The following is a 26,861-nucleotide window of genomic DNA, read 5'->3' as shown; positions in this document are numbered from 1 at the left end:
GCTCACCGCGAGCCGCGCCGTCCTTGCACCGGGCAGCGCGCAGTGACGGGAACCGACACGGCGACGGCACTGGAACGCGCCACGCTGGACAAGGCCGCGCGCGAGAACTTCCCCGTGGCCCCCTTCTTCCTGCCCCGCGCCTGGCGCACCGACCTCATGGCCGTCTACGGCTTCGCCCGCCTGGTCGACGACATCGGCGACGGCGACCTGGCCCCCGGCGGCGCCGACGCCCGCGCCCTCGGCGTCCCCGTGGAACGGGCCGACGACCGCCTCGCCCTGCTCGACGCCTTCGAGACCGACCTCGGCCGCGTCTTCGACGGCACCCCGCACCACCCCCTGCTGCGCCGCCTCCAGCCCACCGTGCGCCGCCGCGGCCTCACCCCCGAGCCCTTCCTCGGCCTGATCGCCGCCAACCGCCAGGACCAGCTCGTCACCCGGTACGAGACCTACGACGACCTGCTGGCCTACTGCGAGCTCTCCGCCAACCCGGTCGGCCGCCTGGTGCTCGCCGTCACCGGGACCGCGACCCCCGAGCGCGTCCGCCGCTCCGACGCCGTGTGCACCGCCCTCCAGATCGTCGAGCACCTCCAGGACGTCGCCGAGGACCTCGGCCGCGACCGCATCTACCTGCCCGCCCAGGACATGAAGCGTTTCCATGTCCAGGAGAGCGACCTCGCCGCCCCGAGCGCCGGCGCGTCCGTACGCGCCCTGGTCGCGTTCGAAGCCCGACGCGCAGGCGATCTGCTGAATGAAGGCGCCCCCCTCGTGGGTAGCGTCCACGGCAGACTGAAGCTGCTGCTCGCGGGGTTCGTGGCGGGAGGAAAGGCGGCGGTCCGGGCGATCGCCGCCGCCGATCACGACGTACTTCCCGGCCCGCCCAAGCCCGGCAAGCTCCAGTTGCTGCGCGAGGCGGGCACGACCCTGCGAGGAGAGGGGTGATCCGGGCAGTGGAGGCTTCGCAAGCCGTGTCCGCACCGGTACTCGCCGCCTATCGCTACTGCGAGACGGTCACCGGCCAGCAGGCCCGCAACTTCGCCTACGGCATCCGGCTGCTGCCGACGCCCGAGCGCCGCGCCATGTCGGCGCTCTACGCCTTCTCACGGCGCGTCGACGACATCGGCGACGGCGAGCTGCCCGGCGCGGTGAAGGTGGAGCGCCTGGAGGACACCCGGGCGCTGCTCGGCCGGGTCCGGGCGGGCGCGGTCGAGGAGGACGACACCGACCCGGTGGCCGTCGCCCTCGCCCATGCCGCCGGGGTCTTCCCGATCCCGCTCGGCGGCCTGGACGAGCTGATCGACGGCGTCCAGATGGACGTGCGCGGCGCGACCTACGAGACCTGGGACGACCTCAAGGTCTACTGCCGCTGCGTGGCCGGTGCCATCGGACGCCTCTCGCTGGGCATCTTCGGCACCGAACCCGGCGCACGCGGCGTCGAGCGCGCCGCCGAGTACGCCGACACGCTGGGCCTCGCCCTCCAGCTCACCAACATCCTGCGCGACGTGCGCGAGGACGCCGAGGGCGGGCGCACCTACCTGCCCGCCGACGACCTGGCCAAGTTCGGCTGCTCGGCCGGGTTCGCCGGACCCACCCCGCCCGAGGGCTCCGACTTCGCGGGCCTCGTCCACTTCGAGGTCCGCCGCGCCCGCGCCCTGTTCGCCGAGGGTTACCGGCTGCTGCCCATGCTGGACCGCCGCAGCGGCGCCTGCGTCGCCGCCATGGCCGGCATCTACCGCCGTCTGCTCGACCGCATCGAGCGCGACCCGGAGGCCGTGCTGCGCGGCCGCGTCTCGCTGCCCGGCCGCGAGAAGGCGTACGTCGCCGTGCGCGGCCTGTCCGGCTTCGACACCCGGCACGTCTCGCGGCACACGCTCAGGGGACGCGCCTGATGACGGCCGAGGCTCAGGAGGCGGCTCCGGTGGCCCGGCCGCCGCGGGCAACCCTCGCCCGCGGCGTGGCGTCCCTGACTGCGACGGCCGGACGTGCACGGTTCAACCAGCACGCGCGGCACGCACGGAAGGACGCGTAGATGAGCGAGGCCCCACGCCCGGCACGGGCGCACACCGGCGGCACCGGCCGGGACGCCGTCGTGGTCGGCGGCGGACTCGCCGGGGTCACCGCGGCCCTCGCGCTCGCCGACGCGGGCGTGCGCGTCACCCTGCTCGAAGGCAGGCCCCGGCTCGGCGGCCTCGCCTTCTCCTTCCAGCGCGGCGACCTGACCGTGGACAACGGCCAGCACGTCTACCTGCGCTGCTGCACCGCCTACCGCTGGTTCCTCGACCGGATCGAGGGCACCGCGCTGGCCCCGCTGCAGAACCGGCTCGACGTACCCGTGGTCGACGTCGACAAGCCCGAGGGGCGGCGGCTCGGCCGGCTGCGGCGCGACCCGCTGCCCGTACCCCTGCACCTGGGGCGGAGCCTGGCCGCGTACCCGCACCTCTCGCTCGCCGAGCGCGCGTCCGTGGGGCGGGCCGCGCTCGCGCTCAAGGGGCTCGACCCCACCGACCCGGCGCTGGACGACCAGGACTTCGGTACCTGGCTGGCCCGGCACGGCCAGTCCGCGCGTGCCATCGAGGCGCTCTGGGACCTGGTCGGGGTCGCCACGCTCAACGCGGTCGCGGGCGACGCCTCGCTCGGACTCGCCGCCATGGTGTTCAAGACCGGTCTGCTGTCCGAGCCGGGCGCGGCCGACATCGGCTGGGCACACGTCCCGCTGGGCGAACTGCACGACCGTCTTGCCCGCAAGGCGCTCGAGTCCGCGGGCGTCCGCACCGAGGTCCGGGCACGCGTCACCTCCCTCGCCCAGAACGCGGACGGGCGCTGGAGCGTGCAGATTCCCGGCGAGACGATCGACACCGACGCCGTCGTCCTCGCCGTACCCCAGCGCGAGACCCACGACCTGCTGCCGCCCGGCGCGCTCGACGACCCCGGGCGGCTGCTGCGCATCGGCACCGCGCCGATCCTCAACGTGCATGTCGTGTACGACCGTCCGGTGCTCGCCCGGCCCTTCCTCACCGCGCTCGGCACGCCTGTGCAGTGGGTCTTCGACCGTACCGCCGCCTCCGGTCTGCGCGAGGGGCAGTACCTGGCGCTGTCCCAGTCGGCCGCCCACGACGACATCGACGCCCCCGTCGCCGACCTCCGTGAGCGCTACCTGCCCGAGCTGGAACGGCTGATCCCCGGCGCCCGCACGGCGCGGGTGCGGGACTTCTTCGTCACCCGCGAGCGCACCGCGACGTTCGCCCCCACCCCCGGCGTCGGGCGGCTGCGCCCCGGCGCCCGTACCAAGGCTCCCGGCCTCTACCTGGCCGGCGCGTGGACCGCCACCGGCTGGCCCGCGACCATGGAGAGTGCGGTCCGCAGCGGCGTGAGCGCGGCCGACGCCGCGCTGGGCGCCCTGGGCCGGCCCCGCCCCCGCCACCTCTTCCAGTTCGAGGAGGCGGCCTGATGCTCGATCAGCACAGCCCGGAGGGGCCCCGCACCCCCGGTACCGCAACAAGAGGAGAGACTGTGCCCACTGTGCCGCCCCCGGCCTCGACAGCCGCCGACGCGGTGGACGTGACCGCACTGCTGGAGCGCGGCCGGACCCTGGCCACCCCGGTCCTGCGCGCCGCCGTCGACCGGCTGGCGCCCCCCATGGACACCGTCGCCGCCTACCACTTCGGCTGGATCGACGCCGCCGGGAACCCGGCCGCCGGTGACGGCGGCAAGGCCGTACGCCCCGCCCTCGCCGTGCTCTCCGCCGAGGTCACCGGCGCCGCCCCCGAGGTGGGCGTGCCCGGCGCGGTCGCCGTCGAGCTGGTGCACAACTTCTCGCTGCTGCACGACGACCTGATGGACGGCGACGAGCAGCGCCGCCACCGCGACACCGTCTGGAAGGTGCACGGCCCCGCCCAGGCCATCCTGGTCGGCGACGCCCTGTTCGCCCTCGGCAACGAGGTCCTGCTGGAGCTGGGCACCGTCGAGGCCGGCCGCGCCACCCGCCGGCTGACCGCCGCCACCCGCGCCCTGATCGACGGCCAGGCCCAGGACATCTCCTACGAGCACCGCGACCGCGTCAGCGTCGAGGAGTGCCTGGAGATGGAGGGCAACAAGACCGGCGCCCTGCTGGCCTGCGCCTCCTCCATCGGCGCGGTCCTCGGCGGCGCCGACGACCGCACGGCCGACGCGCTGGAACGCTACGGCTACCACCTCGGCCTGGCCTTCCAGGCCGTCGACGACCTCCTCGGCATCTGGGGCGACCCGGTGTCCACCGGCAAGCAGACCTGGAGCGACCTGCGCCAGCGCAAGAAGTCCCTGCCCGTGGTGGCGGCCCTGGCCGCCGGGGGCCCCGCCTCCGAGCGGCTCGGCGAGATCCTCGCCGCCGACGCCAAGAGCAGCGACTTCGCCGCCTTCTCCGAGGAGGAGTTCGCGGCCCGCGCCGCCCTCATCGAGGAGGCCGGCGGCCGCGAGTGGACGGCGGACGAGGCGCGGCGCCAGCACACCGTCGCCATCGAGGCCCTGCACGCCGTCGACATGCCCGACCGGGTGCGGGACGCCTTCACGGCGCTCGCCGACTTCGTCGTCGTCAGGAAGAGATGATCACTATCGGCCGAATAACCCTCGCGTAGTCGCCGGCCGGTGCGACGCGATCTGCGGCACACCGGCCGACGGCGGACCCACAGCAGCACGACTCGAACGACTGCACAAAGGGGAAGCCATGACAGCGACGACCGACGGAAGCACCGGGGCCACCATCCCGCCCCGCGCTGCCGCGGCCAGCGACACCGACAGCACCGACCCCCTGGCGGCCGGGGTACCCGAGGCCGCCGAACGCGCCGCCGCGCGCGCCACCGAGTTCCTGCTGGCCCGGCAGGACCCCGAGGGCTGGTGGAAGGGCGACCTGGAGACCAACGTCACCATGGACGCCGAGGACCTTCTGCTGCGCCAGTTCCTCGGCATCCGCGACGAGGCGACCACCCGCGCCGCCGCCCTGTTCATCCGGGGCGAGCAGCGCGAGGACGGCGCCTGGGCCACCTTCTACGGCGGCCCCGGCGACCTGTCCGCCACCGTCGAGGCTTACGTCGCGCTGCGGCTGGCCGGTGACGCCCCGGACGCCCCGCACATGGCGCGTGCCTCGGCCTGGGTGCGCGAACGGGGCGGCATCGCCTCCGCCCGCGTCTTCACCCGGATCTGGCTCGCCCTGTTCGGCTGGTGGAAGTGGGAGGACCTGCCCGAACTCCCCCCGGAACTCGTCTGGTTCCCCACCTGGATGCCGCTCAACATCTATGACTTCGGCTGCTGGGCCCGGCAGACCATCGTGCCGCTGACCATCGTCTCGGCCAAGCGTCCGGTCCGCCCGGCGCCCTTCCCGCTCGACGAGCTGCACACCGACCCGGCGAACCCCAACCCGCCCAAGCCGCTTGCCCCGCTGGCCAGTTGGGACGGCGCCTTCGAGCGGCTCGACCGGGTGGTGCACCGGCTGCGCGGGGCCGTACCGCGCCGGTTGCGCCGGGCCGCGATGAACGCCGCCGCCCGCTGGATCGTCGAACGCCAGGAGAACGACGGCTGCTGGGGCGGCATCCAGCCCCCGGCCGTGTACTCGGTCATCGCGCTGCACCTGATGGGCTACGACCTTCAGCACCCGGTGATGCGGGCGGGGTTGGAGTCGCTGGACCGGTTCGCCGTCTGGCGCGAGGACGGGTCCCGGATGATCGAGGCGTGTCAGTCCCCGGTGTGGGACACCTGCCTCGCCGTCATCGCGCTGGCCGATGCCGGACTCCCCGCCGATCACCCCCAGTTGCTCAAGGCGGCCGACTGGATGCTGGCCGAGGAGATCCGCCGTCCCGGCGACTGGTCCGTCAAGCGTCCCCAACTTCCGCCGGGTGGCTGGGCGTTCGAGTTCCACAACGACAACTACCCCGACATCGACGACACCGCCGAGGTCGCCCTCGCACTGCGCCGGGTCAGCCACCCCCAGCCCGACCGGGTGGACGGGGCGATCGCGCGGGCGGTGCGCTGGAACTTCGGGATGCAGTCGAAGAACGGCGCCTGGGGCGCCTTCGACGTGGACAACACCAGCCCGTTCCCCAACCGGCTGCCGTTCTGCGACTTCGGCGAGGTCATCGACCCGCCGTCCGCCGACGTCACCGCGCACGTCGTGGAGATGATGGCGGCCGAGGGGCTCGCCCACGATCCGCGCACCCGGCGCGGCGTCACCTGGCTGCTCGCCGAACAGGAGGCGGACGGCTCCTGGTTCGGCCGCTGGGGGGTCAACTACGTCTACGGCACCGGCTCGGTGGTGCCCGCGCTGACCGCGGCCGGACTGCCCGCCTCCCACCCCGCGATCCGCCGCGCGGTGCACTGGCTGGAGCGGGTGCAGAACGACGACGGCGGCTGGGGCGAGGACCTGCGCTCCTACAAGTACGTCAAGGAGTGGAGCGGCCGCGGTGCCTCCACCGCCTCCCAGACCGCCTGGGCGCTGATGGCGTTGCTCGCGGCGGGAGAGCGGGACTCCGAGGCCGTCGAGCGCGGCGTGCGCTGGCTGGCCGACACCCAGCGGGACGACGGCTCCTGGGACGAGCCGTACTTCACCGGCACCGGCTTCCCCTGGGACTTCTCCATCAACTACCACCTCTACCGGCAGGTGTTCCCGCTCACCGCGCTCGGCCGGTACCTGCACGGGGACCCCTTCGACAAGGCGCCCCTGGCCGCCCGCAGCGGCGTCCGCGCCACGGCCGGAGGGAGCTGAATGAGATCCCGGCCCGCCTCGGCACCGCTGCTGATCGTCTGCGCGCTCGGCATCGAGCACCTCGCCCTGCGCACCGGCGACCGCGGCGGGGCCGGGGGGCGGTTCGGCGTCCTGCGTACCGGCATGGGCCCTCGGGCGGCGGAGCGGTCCGTCGCCGAGCGGCTCGCCGGTCCGGGGATGGCGGATGCCGCCGTGCTGGCCACCGGCTTCTGCGCCGGGCTGGCACCGGGCATGCACCCCGGCGACCTGGTGGTCGCCGAGGAGACCCACGATGCGCGGGGGACCGTCCCCTGCGTGGGCACCGAACTGCTGGTGAAGGAGCTGAGGCGCGCCGTCCCCGGCCGCACCGTCCACACTGGCCCCCTGACCGGCTCCGACCACGTGGTCCGGGGCCCGGAACGTTCCGATCTGCTGGCGACCGGCGCGATCGCGGTCGACATGGAGTCGGCGGCCACCCTGCGCACCGCCGTCGGCACGGGCGACCGCCCGGTTGCGGCCGTACGGGTGGTCGTGGACGCTCCTGAACATGAACTTGTCCGGATCGGAACGGTACGCGGTGGAATATCGGCCTTCCGCGTTCTTCGTTCCGTCCTTCCCGCATTCTTCGAATGGCACCGTTCCTTGCCGCTCCCCCGGAGGTGAGCCAGATGGCCATGCCGTTGCGTCAGTCCATCAAGGTCGCTACATACCTGGCCGAACAGAAGCTCCGCAAGCGGGACAAGTTCCCGCTGATCGTCGAGCTGGAACCGCTGTTCGCCTGCAACCTCAAGTGCGAGGGCTGCGGGAAGATCCAGCACCCGGCCGGCGTGCTCAAGCAGCGGATGCCGGTCGCCCAGGCGGTGGGCGCGGTGCTGGAGTCCGGCGCGCCGATGGTGTCCATCGCCGGCGGTGAGCCGCTGATGCACCCGCAGATCGACGAGATCGTGCGCCAGCTCGTCGCCAAGCGCAAATACGTCTTCCTGTGCACCAACGCCATGCTGCTGCGCAAGAAGATGGACAAGTTCACCCCGTCCCCGTACTTCGCGTTCGCGGTGCACATCGACGGGCTGCGTGAGCGGCACGACGAGTCCGTGGCCAAGGAAGGCGTGTTCGACGAGGCGGTGGCGGCGATCAAGGAGGCCAAGCAGCGCGGCTTCCGGGTCACCACCAACTCGACCTTCTTCAACACCGACACCCCGCAGACCATCGTCGAGGTGCTGAACTTCCTCAACGACGACCTGAAGGTGGACGAGATGATGATCTCGCCCGCCTACGCCTACGAGAAGGCGCCCGACCAGGAGCACTTCCTCGGCGTGGAGCAGACCCGCGAGCTGTTCAAGAAGGCGTTCTCCGGCGGCAACCGCAGGCGGTGGCGGCTCAACCACTCCCCACTGTTCCTGGACTTCCTCGAGGGCAAGGTCGACTTCCCCTGCACCGCCTGGGCCATCCCGAACTACTCCCTGTTCGGCTGGCAGCGCCCCTGCTACCTGATGAGCGACGGCTATGTGCCGACCTACCGCGAGCTGGTCGAGGACACCGACTGGGACAAGTACGGCCGGGGCAAGGACCCGCGCTGCGCCAACTGCATGGCGCACTGCGGCTACGAGCCGACCGCCGTCCTCGCCACCATGGGCTCCCTGAAGGAGTCGCTGCGGGCCATGCGCGAGACCGTCTCCGGAAACCGGGAGTGAGGCCGTGAGCGCCGTCTCCCTGGGCGTCCCCGAGGTACCGGCCCGCCCTGTCGCCACCCGCAGGGTGTCGCGGCAGATCCAGGTGGGGCCGGTGGCGGTCGGGGGCGGGGCGCCCGTGTCGGTGCAGTCGATGACCACGACCCGTACCTCGGACATCGGGTCGACGCTGCAGCAGATCGCGGAGCTGACGGCGTCGGGTTGCCAGATCGTGCGGGTGGCGTGTCCGACGCAGGACGACGCGGACGCGCTGGCGACGATCGCGCGGAAGTCGCAGATTCCGGTGATCGCGGACATCCACTTCCAGCCGAAGTACGTGTTCGCCGCGATCGAGGCGGGCTGTGCGGCGGTGCGGGTGAATCCGGGCAACATCAAGCAGTTCGACGACAAGGTCCGTGAGATCGCCAAGGCGGCCAAGGATCACGGCACGCCGATCCGGATCGGTGTGAACGCCGGGTCGCTGGACCGTCGTCTGCTGCAGAAGTACGGCAAGGCCACCCCGGAGGCGCTGGTGGAGTCGGCGCTGTGGGAGGCGTCGCTGTTCGAGGAGCACGACTTCCGGGACATCAAGATCTCGGTGAAGCACAACGACCCGGTCGTGATGATCGAGGCGTACCGCCAGCTCGCCGCCCAGTGCGACTACCCGCTCCACCTCGGTGTGACGGAGGCGGGTCCGGCGTTCCAGGGCACGATCAAGTCGGCGGTGGCCTTCGGTGCGCTGCTTTCGGAGGGTATCGGCGACACCATCCGCGTCTCCCTGTCGGCTCCGCCGGCGGAGGAGGTCAAGGTGGGTCTGCAGATCCTGGAGTCGTTGAACCTCAAGCAGCGTGGCCTGGAGATCGTGTCGTGTCCGTCCTGTGGGCGGGCGCAGGTGGATGTCTACAAGCTGGCCGAGGAGGTCACGGCGGGGCTGACCGGCATGGAGGTTCCGCTGCGGGTGGCGGTCATGGGGTGCGTGGTGAACGGCCCCGGTGAGGCCCGCGAGGCAGATCTCGGCGTCGCCTCGGGCAACGGCAAGGGTCAGATCTTCGTCAAGGGCGAGGTCATCAAGACCGTCCCGGAGTCGAAGATCGTGGAGACCCTCATCGAGGAGGCCATGCGGCTGGCCGAGGAGACCGGTGCCGCGGATCAGGTGAGTTGAGGCAGAGCACGGCACGGACCGAGAGGGGGCCGGCGTGACGATTCTGGAGAGCATCCGGGGACCGCGCGACCTGAAGGCGCTGTCGCAGGACGACTTGAGCGAACTGTCCGGTGAGGTGCGCGAGTTCCTGGTGGAGGCGGTGGCGAGGACCGGGGGGCACCTCGGCCCCAACCTGGGCGTGGTGGAGCTGACCATCGCCCTGCACCGGGTCTTCGAGTCACCGGTCGACCGGATCGTGTGGGACACCGGGCACCAGAGCTATGTGCACAAGCTGCTGACGGGCCGTCAGGACTTCTCCAAGCTGCGTGGCAAGGGTGGCCTGTCCGGCTATCCCTCGCGCGAGGAGTCCGAGCACGACATCGTGGAGAACAGTCACGCCTCCACCTCCCTCGGCTGGGCCGACGGCCTCGCCAAGGCGCACCAGGTGCTGGGGGAGCGCGGGCACGTCGTCGCGGTCATCGGGGACGGCGCGCTGACCGGCGGCATGGCGTGGGAGGCGCTGAACAACATCGCGGCCGCCAAGGACCGCCCGCTGATCATCGTCGTCAACGACAACGAGCGCTCCTACGCGCCCACGATCGGCGGCCTCGCCAACCACCTCGCCACGCTGCGCACCACCGACGGCTACGAGCAGGTCCTCGCCTGGGGCAAGGAGGCGCTCCAGCGCACCCCGGTCGTCGGCGGCCTGCTGTACGAGGCCGCGCACGGCGCCAAGAAGGGGTTCAAGGACGCCTTCGCCCCGCAGGGCATGTTCGAGGACCTGGGGCTTAAATACGTGGGCCCCATCGACGGGCACGACATCGGAGCCGTCGAGTCCGCGCTGCGCCGGGCCAAGCGGTTCCACGGGCCGGTGCTGGTGCACTGCCTCACCGAGAAGGGGCGCGGGTATCCGCCGGCCCTGGCGCACGAGGAGGACCACTTCCACACCGTGGGCATGATGGACCCGCTGACCTGCGCCCCGCTCATTCCCTCCGGCGGCCCCTCGTGGACCTCGGTGTTCGGCGAGGAGATCGTCCGGATCGGGGAGGAGCGCGAGGACGTCGTCGCCATAACGGCGGCCATGCTGCACCCGGTGGGGCTCGGCCCGTTCGCCGCGCGGTTCCCCGACCGGGTCTGGGACGTCGGGATCGCCGAGCAGCACGCGGCCGTCTCCGCGGCGGGTCTGGCCACGGGGGGTGTCCACCCGGTCGTCGCCGTCTACGCCACCTTCCTCAACCGCGCCTTCGACCAACTGCTGATGGACGTGGCCCTGCACCGCTGCGGGGTGACATTCGTGCTGGACCGCGCCGGGGTCACCGGCGTCGACGGCGCCTCGCACAACGGCATGTGGGACATGTCGATCCTCCAGGTCGTGCCCGGTCTGAGGATCGCCGCCCCGCGCGACGCGGCCCAGCTCCGTGCCCAGTTGCGCGAGGCGGTCGCCGTGGACGACGCGCCCACCCTGGTCCGCTTCCCCAAGGAGTCCGTCGGCCCCGAGATCCCGGCCCTGGGTCACGTCGGCGGCATGGACGTCCTCCATCGGGACGACGAGCCCGACGTACTCCTCGTCGCCGTCGGCGTGATGGCACCGGTCTGCCTCCAGGTCGCCTCGCTGCTCGGGGCGCGGGGGGTCAACTGCACGGTGGTGGACCCACGTTGGGTCAAGCCTGTCGACCCCGCCCTGCCCGACCTCGCCGCCGCGCACCGGCTGGTGGCCGTGGTCGAGGACAACAGCCGGGCGGCGGGCGTGGGTTCGGCCGTGGCGCTGGCCTTGGGGGACGCCGATGTGGACGTGCCCGTACGGCGGTTCGGCATCCCGGACCAGTTCCTCGCGCACGCCAAACGGAGCGAGGTGCTGGCCGACATCGGTCTCACGCCGGTGGAGATCGCCGGGCGGATCAGCGCGAGTTTCGCCGTCAAGGACATCGGCGGCCGGCAGAACCAGGAGAGTTGAATGAGCACGGAGTTCGACCTCGAAGCCCTCCTCGCCGCGCGCGGAGCCGAGCGCTACGACCTGCACACGCGCCATCTCAACCCGCAACTCCCGCGCATGCTGCACACCATCGGCTTCGACAAGGTCTACGAACGCGCCGAGGGCGCCCACTTCTTCGACGCCGAGGGCAACGACTACCTCGACATGCTCGCCGGGTTCGGCGTGATGGGGCTCGGCCGCCACCACCCGGTCGTCCGCAAGGCCCTGCACGACGTGCTCGACCTGAACCTCGCCGACCTCACCCGCTTCGACTGCCAGCCGCTGCCCGGCCTGCTCGCCGAGCGCCTGCTCGCCCACAGCCCGCACCTGGACCGGGTGTTCTTCGGCAACAGCGGCACCGAGGCCGTCGAGACCGCGCTGAAGTTCGCCCGCTTCGCCACCGGCCGCCCCCGCGTCCTCTACTGCGACCACGCCTTCCACGGCCTCACCACCGGCTCGCTGTCGGTCAACGGGGAGAACGGCTTCCGCGACGGCTTCGCCCCACTGCTCCCCGACACCGCCGTACCCCTCGGTGATCTCGACGCCCTCGCCCGGGAGTTGAAGAAGGGCGATGTCGCCGCCCTCATCGTCGAACCGATCCAGGGCAAGGGCGTGCACGAGAGCCCGCCCGGCTACCTCCGGGCCGCGCAGGAGCTGTTGCACCGGCACAAGGCGCTGCTCATCGCCGACGAGGTGCAGACCGGCCTCGGCCGCACCGGCGACTTCTACGCCTACCAGCACGAGGACGGCGTAGAGCCCGACCTGGTGTGCGTCGCCAAGGCGCTCTCCGGCGGCTATGTCCCGGTCAGCGCCACGCTCGGCAAGGACTGGATCTTCAAGAAGGTCTACTCGTCCATGGACCGGGTCCTGGTGCACTCCGCGAGCTTCGGTTCCAACGCCCAGGCCATGGCCGCCGGGCTCGCGGTGCTCTCCGTCATGGAGGACGAGCAGATCGTCGCCCGCGCCCGGACCATGGGCGAGCTGCTGAAGTCCCGGCTTGCCGCGCTCATCGGGAAGTACGAGCTGCTGGCCGACGTGCGCGGCCGGGGACTGATGACCGGCATCGAGTTCGGCCGCCCCGACTCGCTGAAGCTGCGCGGTCGCTGGACCATGCTCCAGGCCGCCCGCAAGGGACTGTTCGCGCAGATGGTCGTCGTCCCGCTGCTCCAGCGGCACCGGATTCTCACCCAGGTCTCCGGCGACCACCTGGAGGTGATCAAGCTGATCCCGCCGCTGGTGATCGACGAGGCGGACGTGGACCGGTTCGTGGACGCCTTCACCGCCGTCATGGACGACGCGCACAGCGGCGGCGGGCTGATGTGGGACTTCGGCCGGACCCTGATCAAGCAGGCGGTCGCCGGCCGCTGAGGCTTCCCGCCCTTTTTGCCTCTGAGGCAAGAAAATTGCCCGACAGGCAAAAATCGGGCTCAATGGAGATATGAACGCCTCCGAAGCGGCCTCCCCGGCGGGCCAGGGCGACGACCTGCCCGCCGTGGCGCCGCAACTGCGCGCCCTGCGCCGCCGGGCCGGCCTCACCCTGGAGGCCGCGGCCGGGGCCGCCGGGCTCTCCCCGGCACACCTCTCCCGGCTGGAGACCGGACACCGTCAGCCCTCGCTGCCGATGCTCCTGGCCCTCGCCCGTATCTACGGTACGACGGTCTCCGACCTTCTCGGCGAGACGGCCGCCGACCGGGACGCCATCGTGCGCGCCGCCGACATGGAACCCACCCGCGCCGCCGGCTGGACCTACTACCAGGCCGGCGCCCCCGGCCGCGGCATGCAGGCCCTGCGCGTCAGGGTGCCGTACCGCGCCGAGGGCGACATCGTGCGCGTCCACCCCGGCGAGGAGTGGCTGTACGTCCTCACGGGCCGGCTGCGGCTGCGCCTCGGGGACAGCGCGCATCTGCTCGCGCCCGGCGACAGCGCCCACTTCGACTCACTGACCCCGCACCGCCTCAACGCCGACGACCACGACGGCGTGGAGCTGCTGTTCGTCCACACCCTGCTCCAGAGCCCCACGGCCACCCTGTGCCTGGGCCATCCGACCGGAGACCTGTCATGAGTGACATGGAAGACAAGCTGCCGCGCTCCCTGTGGGTCCGGCTCGTCGTGTACGTCGCCCTCGGCCATGTCCTGGCCGCCTTCCTCTACCTGCTGTTCTCGCTGGGCGCCAAGGGCTGAGGGAGCCCCGGAGAGCGGCTCAGTCGACCAGGCGCTCGCGCAGCCGCTCCCGCGCGGAGTCCGAGAGCCTCAGCCCCCGCTCCAGGTACGCGTCCACGCCGCCCCAGGTGTCCTCGATGCTGTCGAAGGCCGCCGCGAGGTACTCCGCGCGGGCGTCGAAGAGCGGGCTGAGCAGCTCCATCACCTCGGGCGTGTACGCGCTGGCCTGGTCACCGCTGCGGCGGACCTTGTAGCGGCGGTGCTTGGCGTTGGACTCCAGGTAGTCGGCCGTGATCGCGTCCCGCTCCACGCCCACCGCGAGCAGCGTCACCGCCACCGAGATGCCCGCGCGGTCCTTGCCGGCCGCGCAGTGCATCAGCGCGGGCACGCTGTCCTCGGCCAGCGCGTGCAGCACGCGGGAGTGCTCGGCGGTGCGCTCGGTGACGATCCTCCGGTACGAGTCGATCATGCGGCCCGCGCCCTTGCCGTCGGCCAGGATGGCCCGCAACTGGTCGAGGTCGCCGTCGCGGACCATCCGCCAGAACTCGGCGCCGTCGGCCGGGTCGCTCAGCGGCACGTTCACGTTCCGCACGCCGGGCAGCTCGACGTCCGGGCCCTCGAGGTGCTGGTCGGCCGCGTTGCGGAAGTCGAAGACCGTGTGCAGGCCGAGGGAGGCGAGGTAGGCCGCGTCCTCCTCGGTCGCGTGCGCGAGGTGCCCGCTGCGGAACAGCACCCCGTGCCGCACCCGGCGTCCGTCCACCGTCGGCAGGCCGCCCACGTCACGGAAGTTGCGGACGGCGGACAGCTCGGGTTCGGTCGACGGGACCTGCTGCGTCACGGGTGCTCCTGTAAGGCTCCGCCCCGCCACGCGGCTCGTCGACGGGCGCACCGCCGACGATACGACATCGGAATTCCCCCGCTCCGACCCCGTGATCGCCCGTTCAACAGGGCGGCCGACAACGCTATTCCGGGATTGGCAAATTCTTTAAGCGTGGCTTATCTCACCGTGCGTCAACCCCCGCTTACGGTCGCGTAGGTCACATCCCAAGGTGAATCATGGTCCGACGTGGCAGACGAATCGGAGAATGACAACAGGACAGTGATCGGGTCGTACGTCGCGGTGGGGGACAGCTTCACCGAGGGCGTCGGCGACCCCGGCCCCGACGGGGCGTTCGTCGGCTGGGCCGACCGGCTCGCGGTACTCCTCGCCGACCGGCGGCCCGAAGGCGACTTCGGGTACACCAACCTCGCCGTGCGGGGGAAGCTGCTCGACCAGATCGCGGCGGACCAGGTGCCCAGAGCGGCAGCGCTCGCCCCGGACCTCGTCTCCATCTGCGCGGGGGGCAACGACATCATCCGCCCCGGCACCGACCCGGACGAGACGGCCGAGCGCTTCGAGCGCGCCGTGGCCCAGCTCGCGGCGGGCGCCGGCACCGTGCTGGTGGCGACCGGCTTCGACACCCGCGGCGTCCCGCTGCTCAAGCATCTGCGCGGCAAGATCGCCACGTACAACGGTCATGTACGGGCCATCGCCGACCGGTACAACTGCCCCGTGCTGGACCTGTGGTCCCTGAAGTCCGTGCAGGACCGCAGGGCGTGGGACGGCGACCGGCTGCATCTCTCGCCCGAGGGCCACACCCGGGTCGCGCTGCGCGCGGGCCAGGCGCTGGGCCTGGAGATCCCGGCCGACCCCGAGCAGGAGTGGCCGGTGCTGCCGCCGCGCGGCACGCTGGAGATCCGCCGTGACGACGTGCACTGGGCGCGTACGCATCTGGTGCCGTGGATCGGGCGCCGGCTGCGCGGCGAGTCCTCCGGGGACCATGTGGTGGCCAAGGGCGCTCTGTCGCCGAGCGACATCAGGATGCGGATCGCCTCGGTGGCGTGAGGTGTGCCGCCGCCCCCGCGCCGTGGGGGCGGCGGGCCCCGTCGCGCTTTCGCCGTGTGGACGTCGTCCGGGCGCCACGGGGGCGACCCCTCGCGGTAGGACGGGTCCGGAACACTGTTCGGGAACAGTGAGGGGCGCGTGAGCGTTGGGACTTGTGGCCGGGCCGACCGGCCCTCGACGGCTCCGGGCCGTCACAGCCGCCGTCGACCATGGAGCCCCTGAGCGACTCCACCTGGAGGTACCGTGTCCGGTCTGCGTTCCCTGAGCTCCGGGCTCCGCGCACTACAGCCCGAAGCCTTCGGCGCGGAACCGAGCGGTGAGCGCCTCGCGCGCATCCAGCGCTCCCCGCACTTCAAGGACGGCGTCTTCCAGAACCCCGGCGGCACGGCCCGTACCCGGCCCTCCGGCTCCACGCTGGACCTCGCCAAGGCGTTCTTCGACAAGGACACGCGTCCCGTCCGTGCGCCCCACGGCACGATCCCGGTGCACCCGACCACGGTGGCCGACCTGGCCAAGCCGCCGGTGAGCGGCCTGCGGGTGACATGGCTCGGACATTCGAGTGTGCTGGTGGAGATCGACGGGCACCGGGTGCTGTTCGACCCGGTCTGGGGTGAGCGCTGTTCGCCGTTCCCCTTCGCCGGGCCCAAGCGGCTGCACCCCGTCCCGCTGCCGCTGGCCGCGCTCGGTCCGGTCGACGTGGTGGTCATCTCCCACGACCACTACGACCACCTGGACCTGCCCACCATCAAAGCGCTGGCCGGCACCGACACCCTGTTCGCCGTCCCGCTGGGCGTGGGGGCGCACCTCGAACACTGGGGGGTGTCCCCGGACCGGCTGCGGGAGCTGGACTGGCACGAGTCCACCGAGGTCGGCGGGGTGAGGCTGACCGCGACCCCGGCCCGCCACTTCTGCGGACGGGGCCTGCGCAACACCCAGCACACCCTCTGGGCCTCCTGGGTCGTCGCGGGTGAGCGGCACCGGGTGTACCACAGCGGCGACACCGGCTACTTCGACGGCTTCAAGGACATCGGCGCGGCCCACGGCCCGTTCGACGTCACGATGATCCAGATCGGCGCGTACAGCCCCTACTGGCCCGACATCCACATGACCCCCGAGGAGGGCGTCCGCGCCCACCTCGACCTCCAGTCCGGCGCCCCCGACGGCGTCCTCCTCCCCATCCACTGGGGCACGTTCAACCTGGCGATGCACGCGTGGGCGGAGCCGGGGGAGTGGACGAAGGAGGCGGGCGAGGCGGTGGGCCAGGTCGTGGCCTCCCCTCGGACGGGCGAGCCCTTCGAGCCGGGCGGGCGGGTGCCGTCCGACGCCTGGTGGCGGTCCGTGTCCGGGCCGATCGCCCACACCTGGGAGCAGGCGGTGCCGGCGACGGCGGCGGCTGCGGAGGGCCGTAGCGACGACCTCAACTACAGCGGGTCGTAACAGGCTTCAAGCGGGCCCCCTCTGATCGGTCGTCAGAATCCGGTCGGAGGGGGCCCTCTGGCGTTGCCCTCAACTCAGCGGCACCGCCGACTCGATGGCCTTCGGCATGGTGTGCGTGATCTCGTCGCCGAGGCGTTCGAACTCGCCTCGGAGGAAGGGGTCCGCGAGGCGGGCGAGGCCGTGGAACTGGATGTCGGCGTCGTAGGTGATCTCGGTGCCGTCGGCAGTGGGGCGGAAGGTGATGTCGTCGGTGGAGGTGGCGGTCTTGTTGGTGCCGATGAAGGTGAGGCGGTCTTCGGAGCGGTGGTCCAGGTGGTATTCGAGTTCGGTGCTGCGGCCCCGGACTTCGGAGACGTTGTGCCAGGTGGCGCCTACGGTGGGGGTGCCCGGGCCGTCCGTCCGGTCGCATTCCTGGGTGCCGGGGTCCCAGTCGACGGCGTTCGCGAAGTCGGCCAGGTAGTCGATCACGGCGGGCAGGGGGCGGGGGACGGTGAAGGAACGTCGGACGTGGACCATGGTCGTTCTCCAGTGCTCGGACAGCGGGTCGTCGCTAGGGCCGGGTACCCCCGGATGACCCGGAACCGACCTCCGGCAGCTTCTCGCCCGAGGCCAGCCGGGCCTGGACCTTCGTGGACGCGTCCTCGGGCGCTCGGACCGCCAGGGTGTGCCCGCTCCGGGTGGCCGACACGTCGCCGGTGAGGGTGAGGGAGGTGACGGCGCGGCTGCCCGCCGCCAGGACGTACCAGTGCCCGCGCGGGGACTTCCAGTGCGTCCGGGCCACCACGTGCCGACCGAACCTGCTGCACGCGGCCGTCGACCGTACCCGCGTCACCACCTGCGCGTTCTCGCCCGGCCTGCGCAGGGAGACGGTGATGTTCCCCGGACCCCGCCAGGTGTCCGCCCGCGCGCAGGTCCACACGGCGTGGCCCCCGCCGTCCGGGAGGTCCTGCTCGGCGAAGTCCCAGGCGTTGACCGCCCGCACCCCCGAGCCGCCCGCCGAGTCCAGGTCGCAGCCCGTCTGCCCCCAGGCCCCCAGCGCGGCCCGTCCGGTCGCCTCGCGCGGCTGCCGGGCGGGCGGCGAGCCGTGGTCCGGCAGCGGGGTGTACGTCAGATGGGCGGGCGTGAGTCCGCCGAGGTCCGCCAGCAGGAACGCGTGGTGCTCGGCGATCTCCGGGGACGACCGCAACTGGAGCGCCGGACGGCGCCCGCAGCCGCCGCCCGTCCACCGGGGCACCGGCGCCGTGACCCCGTCCCGCGCCACGGAGAGCGGCCGCGCGGGCGCGTCCGGCCGGGTCAGATCACGCACCGAGGACTCCGCCACCCACGGCGCCAGCAGATACCGCACCGCGCCGCCCCGCTCCTCCAGCACCACAGCCGCGGCCGTCGTCACGTCGGCGTCGTCCGTGCGGGCCAGCGCGAGCCGCTCACCGGTGCCCGACTCGCCGTACCGCACCAGGCGTTGGCCGTCATGGAACACCACCACCGCGTGCCCGCCCACCGACCCGGCGTACAGCAGTCGCGGTGCGCGCGGCGCGGGATCGGCCGGGGTGCCGGGGGCGCGGTCGACCCGCGTACCGGACGGCGGGTCGGCCCAGACGGCCAGCGCCCGGTCCAGCAGCGCGCGGTCGCGCACCCGGTTCCCGCGCGCGGGCCAGGCGGTGAAGTCCACCCGCGAGGTGTCCGCCCACGCACCGGGGTCGACCCGGATGAGATCGGCGGACCGGGGCTCACGCGCGTACGACCCCGGCGTGTCCGGCGCCGAGCGTGTGACGACGGCCAGTCCGCCCACCGTGAGGGCGCTCGTCAGTACGGCGAGCGCGGCCAGGAGCACCCGGCGCCGGCGGCGGACCAGGTCGGTGGGGCGGGCGCGCAGGGCGCAGGCGTCGAACTCGTCCGAGGTCAGCACCGCCGCGGCGGCCGCACCCAGCGAGGTGTCGAGGCCGGCAGCCTCCCGTACCGCCACCCGCGCCTCGCCCACCCCGGCCGCCTCCAGCACCCCGCGTGCGTGGTCGGCGGTGAGGCCCTCCACCCGGAGCAGGACGAAGGCGGCGCGGGCCGGGGCGGAGAGGTCGGAGAGAGCCTGGCCGAGGGCCATCTCCTCGGCCCCGCCCGAGCGCGGCGCCAGCCGCAGCCCGAGCACCACCGGCAGCCGGGGCACCAGCAGCCTGGGCGGCCGGGCCCCCTCCGGCCACAGCCGGGGCCACCGGCACTGGGCGAGCGCCCCGCGCACCACCGCCACCCGGAGCGACCGGTCCGGGTCGACCCCCGGGGAGCGGGGCGCCGGTACGGCGGGCGTGGCGTCGGGCAGGCTGCGCTGCACCAGCGAGTGCGCGGCGAGCACCCGGCGGTGCCGGCCGAGGGAGGACGGGAGGACGAGGTAGGCCAGGCGGACCAGTTCGGCGTACCGCTCGGCGAGTCTGCGCTCGGCGTGCAGCAGCCGCCCGCGCGAACCGTGCGGGGAACGACTGAGCGAGGACAGGACCATCGAGCGACTGCCTTCCACGACCGGGAGCGTTCGGAGCTGGTGCCACGGCAAACGAGTGAACGCCGCTCGGGTCACCGCGCCTTCGGCGGCCTGGACAGGCAGAACGTTTCTCTCACCCGCCTCTCCCGTGGCCCTTTCTCACCCACTGGTCCACTTCGTGGACACCTCTTGGTGGCGAGCCCCGGCTGAGGTAGAAAAGGGCCCCATGAATCCCATGCCGCTGGTGCGACGCCTGGTCATCGACCTGTGCCGATGCCCGGCCGCGTGTTGTCGCTGACCGCCGCTGTCCGCGCGTCCCTGACGGTCCGCTCCGCCCGGTGAGGTAACCCGGCGCGGCCTGAAGCGAGTTGTGTCTCGCAGGACCGGTCTCTCCGCTGTGCAGGCGGCACTTCGCTGTCCCCGCCTTCTCACAACGCCGCTGTTACGAGGCCCTCATGGAGGCCGCCCGTGTCCCTTTCCCTGCGCCCGGAGAAGGCCGACCCGCTCCCGGCCGCCGCCGCGCCCCGTCCCAACCGTTCCTCAAGTGCCCTGCGACGCACCGCACTTCCGCTCGGCTCGCTCGTCCTGTTCCTCCTGCTGTGGCAACTCCTCGCGGTGAGCGGCACCTGGAGCGAGACGCTGGTGCCGCCGCCGGCCAAGGTGTGGCGGGCCTTCATCGACGTGTCGACCACGCACGACGGGGTCCGGGGCTACAACGGCACCTACCTGGTCGAGCACTTGGGCATCAGCCTGCGCCGCATCGCGTTCGGCGCCGGTATCGGCATCGCCGCCGGAGTGGTGTTCGGGCTGCTGATGGGCACCGTCGGCTGGGTGCGCTCGCTGTTCGAGCCGTGGATCACCTTCCTGCGCACGCTGCCCCCGCTGGCGTACTTCTCCCTGCTGATCATCTGGCTCGGCATCAACGAGGAGCCGAAGATCACCCTGCTGGCCGTGGCCGCGTTCCCGCCGGTCGCCGTCTCCACCACCACGGCCGTCGCCGCCGTACCCAGAGCGCTCACCGAGGCGGCCCGCGCGCTCGGCGCCTCGCGCTGGGACGTCGTACGGGACGTGGTGATCCCCTCCGCCCTGCCGGAGACGCTGACCGGCGTCCGGCTGGCCGTCGGGGTGGCCTACTCCTCCCTGGTGGCCGCCGAGTTGGTCAACGGACTGCCCGGCATCGGCGGCATGGTCAAGGACGCCGCCAACTACAACAACACCCCGGTCGTGCTCGTCGGCATCATCGCCATCGGTATCTCCGGTCTGATCATCGACGGCCTGCTGCTGCGCCTGGAGCGGGCCGTCGTGCCCTGGCGCGGCCGCACCTGACGCCCATCCGCCCCCGAACCCCCCGTACAGAAACGGCACTTCCATGACGCTCGCCTCGCACCGCCCGTCCCGCCGCCAGATGCTCGCGGGTGCGCTCGCCGTCGCCGCCACCGCGGCGGTCGCCGGCTGCTCCACGGACAGCTCCGCCTCGGCCTCCGGCTCCGGGAAACGGCTGCGCATCGGCTACTTCGCCTTTCCCAGCGGCGACTTGATCGTCAAGAACAGAAAGCTGCTGGAGAAGGCGCTGCCGGACCACACCATCAGCTGGATCAAGTTCGACTCCGGAGCCAGCGTCAACCAGGCTTTCCTCGGCAAGTCCCTCGACATCGCCGCGCTCGGGTCGAGCCCGTTCGCGCGCGGGATATCCGGGCCGTCGCCGATCCCGTACAAGGTCGCCTGGATTCTCGACGTGGCGGGGGAGAACGAGGCGCTGGTGGCGCGGAAGAGCACCGGGGTCTCCGACGTGGCCGGGCTGAAGGGGCGCACCGTCGCCACGCCGTTCGCGTCGACCTCGCACTACAGCCTGCTGGCCGCGCTGGACAAGGCCGGGCTGAAGCCGTCCGACGTCAAGCTGATCGACCTCCAGCCGCAGGCGATCCTCGCCGCCTGGCAGCGGGGCGACATCGACGCCGCGTACGTCTGGCTGCCCACGCTGGACGAGCTGCGCAAGACGGGCAGGCAGCTCACCAGCAGCAAGCAGGTGGCCGGTTCGGGCAAGCCGACCCTGGACCTCGCCGTGGTCTCGGACGAGCTGATCGCCCGCGACCCGAAGGCGATCGACGCCTGGCGCAAGGCCGAGGCGGAGGCGCTGCGGCTGCTGAAGTCCGACCACGAGGGTTCGGTGAAGGCGGTCGCGGCCGAGCTGAACATCAGCGCCGCCGACGCCCGGGCCCAGCTCGCGCAGGGTGTGTTCCTCACCCCGGAGCAGGTGACCTCCGCCGAGTGGCTGGGCACCGAAGACAAGCCCGGCAAGCTGCTGACCTACGTCGGCGACACCGGCCGCTTCCTGGCCGGCCAGAAGCAGATCGACGCGGCGCCCTCCGCCGCCTCCGTCGAGAAGGCGTTCTACCTCAAGGGGCTGCCCGATGTCCTCAAGTGAGCTGGTGGAAGCGAAAGTCGAGTCGGGCGATGCCGAGGACGGTGCCGTCCGGCTCGACCACGTCACCCATCGGTACGGTGCCGTGACCGCCGTCGGCCCGGTCGATCTCACCGTGCCCACCGGGGAGTTCCTGGTCCTGGTCGGCGCCTCCGGATGCGGCAAGAGCACTCTGCTGCGGCTGATCGCCGGGTTCGAGCGGCCCAGCGAGGGCGCGGTGAAGGTCTCCGGCACCGATCCCCGCCCCGGCGACACGGCGGGCGTGGTGTTCCAGACGCCGAGGCTCTTCCCATGGCGCACCGTGCGCGGGAACCTCGACCTGGCCCTCAGGTACGCGGGCGTCGACCGCGCCCGATGGCCCGAGCGACGGGCCGAGTTGCTGGCGAGGGTCGGGCTGGAGGGGACCGAGGCGCGCCGGGTCTGGGAGATCTCCGGCGGCCAGCAGCAGCGTGTCGCCATCGCCCGCGCGCTCGCCGCCGAGAACCCGCTGCTGCTGCTCGACGAGCCGTTCGCGGCGCTGGACGCGCTCACCCGTGAACGGCTCCAGGAGGACGTGCGCCGGATGGCCGCCCAGGCAGGGCGTACCACGGTGTTCGTGACGCACTCGGCCGAGGAGGCCGTCTTCCTCGGCTCCCGCATCGTGGTGCTGACCAAGAGCCCGGGGACCGTCGCGCTCGACCTGCCGATCACCCTGCCGCGCGGGGACGTGGACGCCGAAGAGCTGCGCGGCTCACCGGAGTTCGGGGAACTGCGTGCCGAGGTCGCGCACGCCGTCAAGAGCGCCGCCGCGGCCTGACCGCCGTACGCCGAGAGAACCCAGGTCCCGGACGGGGCCGTACCGGAAAGGACATCCGTATGAGCATCCTCAGCGACCGGCCCGTGGCGACGCGGCTGCCGCTCACCGAGCTGGGCCCGAACATCGGCGCCGAGATCGACGGCATCGAGCTGGCCCACCTGGACGACGACGGCGTGCTCGCGCTCCGCGAGGCCCTGGTGCGCCACAAGGTCCTCTTCGTGCGGGGACAGCACCTGCTCGACGACGCCGGGCAGATCGAGCTGGGCCGCCGGCTCGGCGAGGTCACGGTCGGGCACCCGGTGCACGACTCCGGTGACGTGGCGCCCGAGGTGTACTCGCTGGACAGCCAGGACAACGGCTTCGCCGACGTGTGGCACACCGACGTCACCTTCGTGCCGCGCCCGCCCGCCATCTCCGTGCTGCGCGCGGTGGTGCTGCCGCCCACCGGGGGCGACACCAACTGGGCCGACACCCAGGCCGCGTACGAGTCGCTGTCGCCGGGGCTGCGGGCGCACATCGACACCCTCACCGCCGTGCACGACGGCTCCCGCGAGTTCGGCTACTACCTCGCCCAGCGCCGGCAGGGGAAGGGCAACCTGTGGGAGGGCGAGGTGTTCACGCAGCTCACGCCGGTGGAACATCCGGTGGTGCGGGTGCACCCGGAGAGCGGGCGCAAGGGGCTGTTCGTGAACCCCGGCTTCACCTCGCACATCGTCGGCGTCTCCGAGCACGAGAGCCGGGGGCTGCTCGACATTCTCTACGCACACCTCACCAAGCCGGAACATGTGGTCCGGCACCGCTGGCAGCCGGGTGACGTGGCCCTGTGGGACAACCGCAGCACCTCGCACTACGCCAACCGCGACTACGGCGACCAGCACCGGGTGATGCACCGGATCACCCTGCGCGGCGACATCCCGGTGGGGCCGCGGGCGTAGGGACTGCAGGGGCTGCCCGCTCAAGGGCAGCCCCTCTCACGTCAGCCCCCGACCGGCGCGCAGCTCACCGGCCCCGAGACGTACGGCTCCGACGGCTCGGCGTCCAGCGCCCGCAGCACCGCCCTGGCCACCGTGTCGTTCTGCCGGAAGGCGGGGGCGTTGGTGCGGGGGCGGGCGAAGGCGGCGATGGCCCGGCTGTCGGTCGGGGCGCCCAGGGCGATCCGGCGCGGGTGCGGCCGGCCCAGGCCGGGGTCGATCAGATGGCCGTCGGCGGGGGAGACGGTGATCCGGCCGGACCGGTGCCGGTGCGTGCCGTCGGCCACCACCTCCTCCGCCAGCGCGCCGGTGCGGTGCAGGTGCCGCAGCAGCGGGTCCTCGGTGCGGTCCAGGTTCGGACCCGGCAGATAGGCCTCGATCAGGGCGGTCGCGTGCACGATGTGCCCCGGCACCGTGGGACTGGTCGCCGTGAAGGTGCCGGTGGCCTCGTCCGTACCGACCCTGAGGTCGGCGCCGAGGAAGCGCACCACACCGGCGCGGGACAGTGCGTCCAGCTCGCGCAGCCGGAAGCCGGGCGGACCGGAGGCGAGGAAGTTGAAGAAGCCGTGCCACCAGCCGTCCAGCCCGTCCGCCAGTGAGCGTGCCGTCAGCCGTCCGGAGGCGACCAGGCCGGGCAGTTGGCCGTATATCGAGAGCAGGGCGAGGAACGCGCCGAGGTCGGCGCTGTGCCGCGGGTCCTCGCGGCGGGCCAGGTCCTCGCGGGCGTAGGTGCGCAGGTGCTCCTGGAAGGCGTCCGGGGTGTCGAACGCGAGCCCGTCCAGCGGCCGGTCCAGCGCCTCGAAGTCCAGCCGGTCGGCCGGGTCGGGCACGGCGGTGGCGACCAGCCCGGCCAACTGGGCGGAGTACCAGCCGAACTGGTCGTAGGCGGCCAGGAACTCCGGCCAGGGCATCGCCGTGCGCTCGGGGTGGGCGTGGAACAGCTCGTGGTAGTGGCCGAACCCGATCTCCTTGGCCATCAGAGGCCACACATCGCGCCGCAGGTCCAGGGGACCGCCCCCGGCGGCCAGTGCCTCGACCGCCTCCGGGCCGAAGTACCGGGGGAGCGGCGGCCGGGGTCCCTGGAGCCGGTAGCCGGTCTTGGCGTGGTACGGCACCCCGCGCCGCGAGCCGACGTGCAGCACCGGTTCGCGGCCCGAGGGCAGGTAGGTCAGCGTGCCGTCCGGTTCGGTCCGGTAGGCGCCGCCCCGGCCCTCGGTGAGCATTACCACCAGGTCGACGAACGCCAGCCCGAAGCCGCGCAGCACGACCTCCTCACCGGGCCGCAGCCCCGACAGGTCGGCGTCGGCGGAGAAGGCGGGCGGCAGGTGGAAGCGCCCGTGCCGGCGGGCGAAGTCCGCGTGAACCCGGTGCGCCGGAGCGGGAGTCGAGCCCAGATGGCCCTGGGTCAGGATCACGAGGTCGGCCCGGAGCGGGTCGGTGCGGCCGGCCAGGCGGACCTCCTGGGGGCCGTCGGGCGGACCGCTGACCGAGGTCGCGGTGGTGCGGTGCCACTCGACGGTCACCGAGGGCGGCAGATCGGCCAGTGCCCGGCGGAACACCCAGTCCAGGTAGGCGCTTTGGGCGCGCCGGGTCGGGAAGCCGGCCGGGTCCAGAGTGCTGAGTTCGGCGAGCACCTCCGGGTCGGCCGGTTCAGCGTACGGGGTGAATCGCGGGGCGTCCGGCGCGGCGAACTGGGCCGCCCACTCGGCCAGCGAGGGGCCGGGGCGTACCGGGCCGTCCATGGTGGAGGTCTCGTCGGTGAACATGGTGACGTCCTCGGCCATGGAGTTCATCCGCAGCAGCGGCGACTGCTCGTGCCGCCAGACCCGGCCCGGCCCGGGCGGATGCGGGTCCACCAGGTGGACTCGCAACTCATGGGCGCCGGACCAGAGTTCGGGCGCGTTGGCGCCGATGCGCTCCAGCAGCCCGGTGGTGCGGGGTCCCGCGCCGACGATCACCAGGGTGCGCGTGCTCACCGGTCACCGCCGAGGGAGGCGCGGCGGGTCCGGGCGCGCAGCACGGTCAGCCAGGGGCCGAGCCGGGCGAGCGGAGTGGGTGCCAGGGCGCGGGCGGCGCCCCGGCCGTAGTACCGCTCGACGTGGTACTGGCCCACGCTGAGCACCGAGGTCACCGCGATGTACCAGACGGTGGCGACCAGCAGCAGCGGGATGACCTGATAGGTCCGGTTGTAGATCAACTGGACGGAGAACAGCAGGTCGTGCACGGCCAGCACACTGACGATGCTGGTGCCCTTCAGGGTGCCGATCAGCATGTTCCCGGCCGTCGGCACGATGGAGCGCATGGCCTGCGGGACGACGATCCGGCGCAGGGTGCGCCATCTGCCCAGGCCCAGTGCCTGCGCCGCCTCGGTCTGCCCGGCGTCCACGGAGAGGATGCCGCCCCGGATCACCTCGGCCGCGTACGCCGTCTCGTGCAGGGTGAGGCCGATCAGCGCGGTGAGGGTGGGCCCGAGCAGGTTCACCGTCTTGACCGTGACGAACTCGGGGCCGAACGGGATGCCGACACCGAGCGTCGGGTACAGCGCGCCGATGTTGAACCAGAACAGCAACTGCACCAGCAGCGGGGTGGAGCGGAAGATCCACACATAGCCCCAGCTCAGGGTGCGCAGCACGGGGTTGGCGGAGAGGCGGAGCACCGCGATCCCGGTGCCGAGCAGGAACGCCAGCACCATGACGGCGGCCGTCAGCCAGAGGGTGAGCAGCAGCCCGTCGAGCACGGCGGCGGTGGTGAAGTACTGCCCCACCACCTGCCACTGGAAGGCGTCGTTGCGCACGACGGAGTTCAGCACCATGGCCAGGACCAGCAGCGCGACGGCCGCGGCGATCCAGCGGCCGAGATGCCGGCGCGGCACGATCCGGGGCAGCTCGGTGCCGTCGGAGGGCGGCGCGGCCGCCGGGGACTTCAGCAGGGGAGTGGAGGTGACATCGGAAGGCGTGGCCATCGGTAGACGCTCCGGGAGGGAGGTGCGGACGTGGGCGACCGTCCGGTGGCACGCGTACTCGCGTACGGTGCGGCCGGTGGCCTGCGTCGTCACGTGCCGCGTCCCTCAACGCGACCGGAGGAGCCCACCGCTTGGCAGGCCCGTCCGCCGTCGATCGTATGGGTGTAGTGCACATGTCTGTCAACCACACCTCTGGCAACCACACCGGACACCCCGTCGGTTGTGGTCCGGCATGCGGTCATGGGTTGACGAAAAGCGAGATGCGCTGCTCAATTGAC

General features: G+C 72.5%; 24 protein-coding genes. 19 read left to right on the top strand and 5 right to left on the bottom strand.

Annotated elements, in window-relative coordinates; genetic code table 11:
• Nucleotides 1-42 precede the first annotated feature (42 nt).
• From hpnC to OG448_RS04715, 13 genes are all read left to right on the top strand, one after another.
• Nucleotides 43-939, top strand: a complete 897-nt coding sequence (hpnC, locus tag OG448_RS04775; protein ID WP_405551672.1) for a squalene synthase HpnC — start codon at nt 43-45, stop codon at nt 937-939.
• Nucleotides 936-1,886, top strand: coding sequence for a presqualene diphosphate synthase HpnD (gene hpnD / locus OG448_RS04770; protein ID WP_405551671.1), 951 nt, complete (start codon nt 936-938; stop codon nt 1,884-1,886). Before hpnC ends, hpnD begins: the two co-directional genes overlap by 4 nt.
• Nucleotides 1,886-2,026: a DUF6380 family protein gene (locus tag OG448_RS04765; protein WP_405551670.1), complete on the top strand. Its 141-nt coding sequence runs from the start codon at nt 1,886-1,888 to the stop codon at nt 2,024-2,026. Before hpnD ends, OG448_RS04765 begins: the two co-directional genes overlap by 1 nt.
• Nucleotides 2,027-3,445 (top strand): hydroxysqualene dehydroxylase HpnE, encoded by a 1,419-nt coding sequence (gene hpnE, locus OG448_RS04760; protein ID WP_405551669.1) that lies wholly within the window; start codon nt 2,027-2,029, stop codon nt 3,443-3,445.
• Nucleotides 3,445-4,578 carry a polyprenyl synthetase family protein gene (locus OG448_RS04755; RefSeq protein WP_405551668.1) on the top strand — a complete coding sequence of 378 codons (1,134 nt, stop codon included), beginning with the start codon at nt 3,445-3,447 and terminating at the stop codon, nt 4,576-4,578. The genes hpnE and OG448_RS04755 overlap by 1 nt, the downstream gene beginning before the upstream one ends.
• A gap of 118 nt (nt 4,579-4,696) precedes the next feature.
• Nucleotides 4,697-6,727: a squalene--hopene cyclase gene (gene shc, locus OG448_RS04750; RefSeq protein ID WP_405551667.1), complete on the top strand. Its 2,031-nt coding sequence runs from the start codon at nt 4,697-4,699 to the stop codon at nt 6,725-6,727.
• Nucleotides 6,728-7,369: a 1-hydroxy-2-methyl-2-butenyl 4-diphosphate reductase gene (locus OG448_RS04745; RefSeq protein ID WP_405551666.1), complete on the top strand. Its 642-nt coding sequence runs from the start codon at nt 6,728-6,730 to the stop codon at nt 7,367-7,369.
• A gap of 5 nt (nt 7,370-7,374) precedes the next feature.
• Nucleotides 7,375-8,397: an adenosyl-hopene transferase HpnH gene (gene hpnH, locus OG448_RS04740; protein ID WP_405551665.1), complete on the top strand. Its 1,023-nt coding sequence runs from the start codon at nt 7,375-7,377 to the stop codon at nt 8,395-8,397.
• A 4-nt stretch (nt 8,398-8,401) separates the two neighbouring features.
• Nucleotides 8,402-9,535 (top strand): flavodoxin-dependent (E)-4-hydroxy-3-methylbut-2-enyl-diphosphate synthase, encoded by a 1,134-nt coding sequence (ispG, locus tag OG448_RS04735; protein ID WP_405551664.1) that lies wholly within the window; start codon nt 8,402-8,404, stop codon nt 9,533-9,535.
• Between the two features lie 34 nt (nt 9,536-9,569).
• Nucleotides 9,570-11,468, top strand: a complete 1,899-nt coding sequence (dxs, locus tag OG448_RS04730; protein WP_405551663.1) for a 1-deoxy-D-xylulose-5-phosphate synthase — start codon at nt 9,570-9,572, stop codon at nt 11,466-11,468.
• A complete protein-coding gene (locus OG448_RS04725) occupies nt 11,469-12,854 on the top strand; it encodes an aspartate aminotransferase family protein (protein WP_405551662.1) in 1,386 nt (461 codons plus the stop codon).
• 70 nt (nt 12,855-12,924) lie between these two features.
• Nucleotides 12,925-13,548: a helix-turn-helix domain-containing protein gene (locus tag OG448_RS04720; RefSeq protein WP_405551661.1), complete on the top strand. Its 624-nt coding sequence runs from the start codon at nt 12,925-12,927 to the stop codon at nt 13,546-13,548.
• The gene (locus tag OG448_RS04715; RefSeq protein ID WP_037856459.1) at nt 13,545-13,667 is read left to right on the top strand and encodes a DUF6126 family protein; all 123 of its coding nucleotides are present in this window, start codon (nt 13,545-13,547) and stop codon (nt 13,665-13,667) included. Before OG448_RS04720 ends, OG448_RS04715 begins: the two co-directional genes overlap by 4 nt.
• Nucleotides 13,668-13,686: 19 nt before the next feature.
• Here OG448_RS04715 and OG448_RS04710 read toward each other — a convergent pair whose 3' ends face one another.
• On the bottom strand, nt 13,687-14,484 hold the full coding sequence (locus OG448_RS04710) for a tyrosine-protein phosphatase (RefSeq protein WP_405551660.1): 798 nt from the start codon (nt 14,482-14,484) through the stop codon (nt 13,687-13,689).
• Between the two features lie 261 nt (nt 14,485-14,745).
• On the opposite strand from OG448_RS04710, the gene OG448_RS04705 reads away from it, so the two are divergent.
• Both OG448_RS04705 and OG448_RS04700 read left to right on the top strand, forming a co-directional pair.
• Nucleotides 14,746-15,531, top strand: coding sequence for an SGNH/GDSL hydrolase family protein (locus OG448_RS04705; protein ID WP_359710109.1), 786 nt, complete (start codon nt 14,746-14,748; stop codon nt 15,529-15,531).
• Between the two features lie 243 nt (nt 15,532-15,774).
• A complete protein-coding gene (locus OG448_RS04700; RefSeq protein WP_405551659.1) occupies nt 15,775-16,968 on the top strand; it encodes an MBL fold metallo-hydrolase in 1,194 nt (397 codons plus the stop codon).
• A 69-nt stretch (nt 16,969-17,037) separates the two neighbouring features.
• Here OG448_RS04700 and OG448_RS04695 read toward each other — a convergent pair whose 3' ends face one another.
• Both OG448_RS04695 and OG448_RS04690 read right to left on the bottom strand, forming a co-directional pair.
• Nucleotides 17,038-17,484 (bottom strand): SRPBCC family protein, encoded by a 447-nt coding sequence (locus OG448_RS04695; RefSeq protein WP_405551658.1) that lies wholly within the window; start codon nt 17,482-17,484, stop codon nt 17,038-17,040.
• A gap of 34 nt (nt 17,485-17,518) precedes the next feature.
• On the bottom strand, nt 17,519-19,471 hold the full coding sequence (locus OG448_RS04690) for a hypothetical protein (protein ID WP_405551657.1): 1,953 nt from the start codon (nt 19,469-19,471) through the stop codon (nt 17,519-17,521).
• 510 nt (nt 19,472-19,981) lie between these two features.
• Here OG448_RS04690 and OG448_RS04685 point away from each other — a divergent pair.
• The 4 genes from OG448_RS04685 to OG448_RS04670 all read left to right on the top strand — a co-directional run bounded on the left by OG448_RS04685 (nt 19,982) and on the right by OG448_RS04670 (nt 23,585).
• Nucleotides 19,982-20,758, top strand: coding sequence for an ABC transporter permease (locus OG448_RS04685; protein WP_405558688.1), 777 nt, complete (start codon nt 19,982-19,984; stop codon nt 20,756-20,758).
• A 79-nt stretch (nt 20,759-20,837) separates the two neighbouring features.
• A complete protein-coding gene (locus tag OG448_RS04680) occupies nt 20,838-21,857 on the top strand; it encodes an ABC transporter substrate-binding protein (protein ID WP_405558687.1) in 1,020 nt (339 codons plus the stop codon).
• Nucleotides 21,844-22,650: an ABC transporter ATP-binding protein gene (locus OG448_RS04675; RefSeq protein WP_405551656.1), complete on the top strand. Its 807-nt coding sequence runs from the start codon at nt 21,844-21,846 to the stop codon at nt 22,648-22,650. Before OG448_RS04680 ends, OG448_RS04675 begins: the two co-directional genes overlap by 14 nt.
• A gap of 59 nt (nt 22,651-22,709) precedes the next feature.
• Nucleotides 22,710-23,585 (top strand): TauD/TfdA dioxygenase family protein, encoded by an 876-nt coding sequence (locus OG448_RS04670; RefSeq protein ID WP_405551655.1) that lies wholly within the window; start codon nt 22,710-22,712, stop codon nt 23,583-23,585.
• A gap of 41 nt (nt 23,586-23,626) precedes the next feature.
• On the opposite strand, the gene OG448_RS04665 is transcribed toward OG448_RS04670, so the two are convergent.
• Both OG448_RS04665 and OG448_RS04660 read right to left on the bottom strand, forming a co-directional pair.
• Entirely contained in the window at nt 23,627-25,597 is a 1,971-nt protein-coding gene (locus tag OG448_RS04665) for an FAD/NAD(P)-binding protein (RefSeq protein WP_405551654.1), read from the bottom strand.
• On the bottom strand, nt 25,594-26,583 hold the full coding sequence (locus tag OG448_RS04660; RefSeq protein ID WP_405558685.1) for an amino acid ABC transporter permease: 990 nt from the start codon (nt 26,581-26,583) through the stop codon (nt 25,594-25,596). Before OG448_RS04660 ends, OG448_RS04665 begins: the two co-directional genes overlap by 4 nt.
• Nucleotides 26,584-26,861 lie beyond the last annotated feature (278 nt).

Source organism: Streptomyces sp. NBC_01171, from assembly GCF_045039805.1.
In the GTDB taxonomy this organism is placed as follows: Bacteria; Actinomycetota; Actinomycetes; order Streptomycetales; family Streptomycetaceae; genus Streptomyces.
The sequence above is the reverse complement of the archived record's forward strand: the minus strand, read 5'-3'. Positions and strand labels throughout refer to the sequence as shown.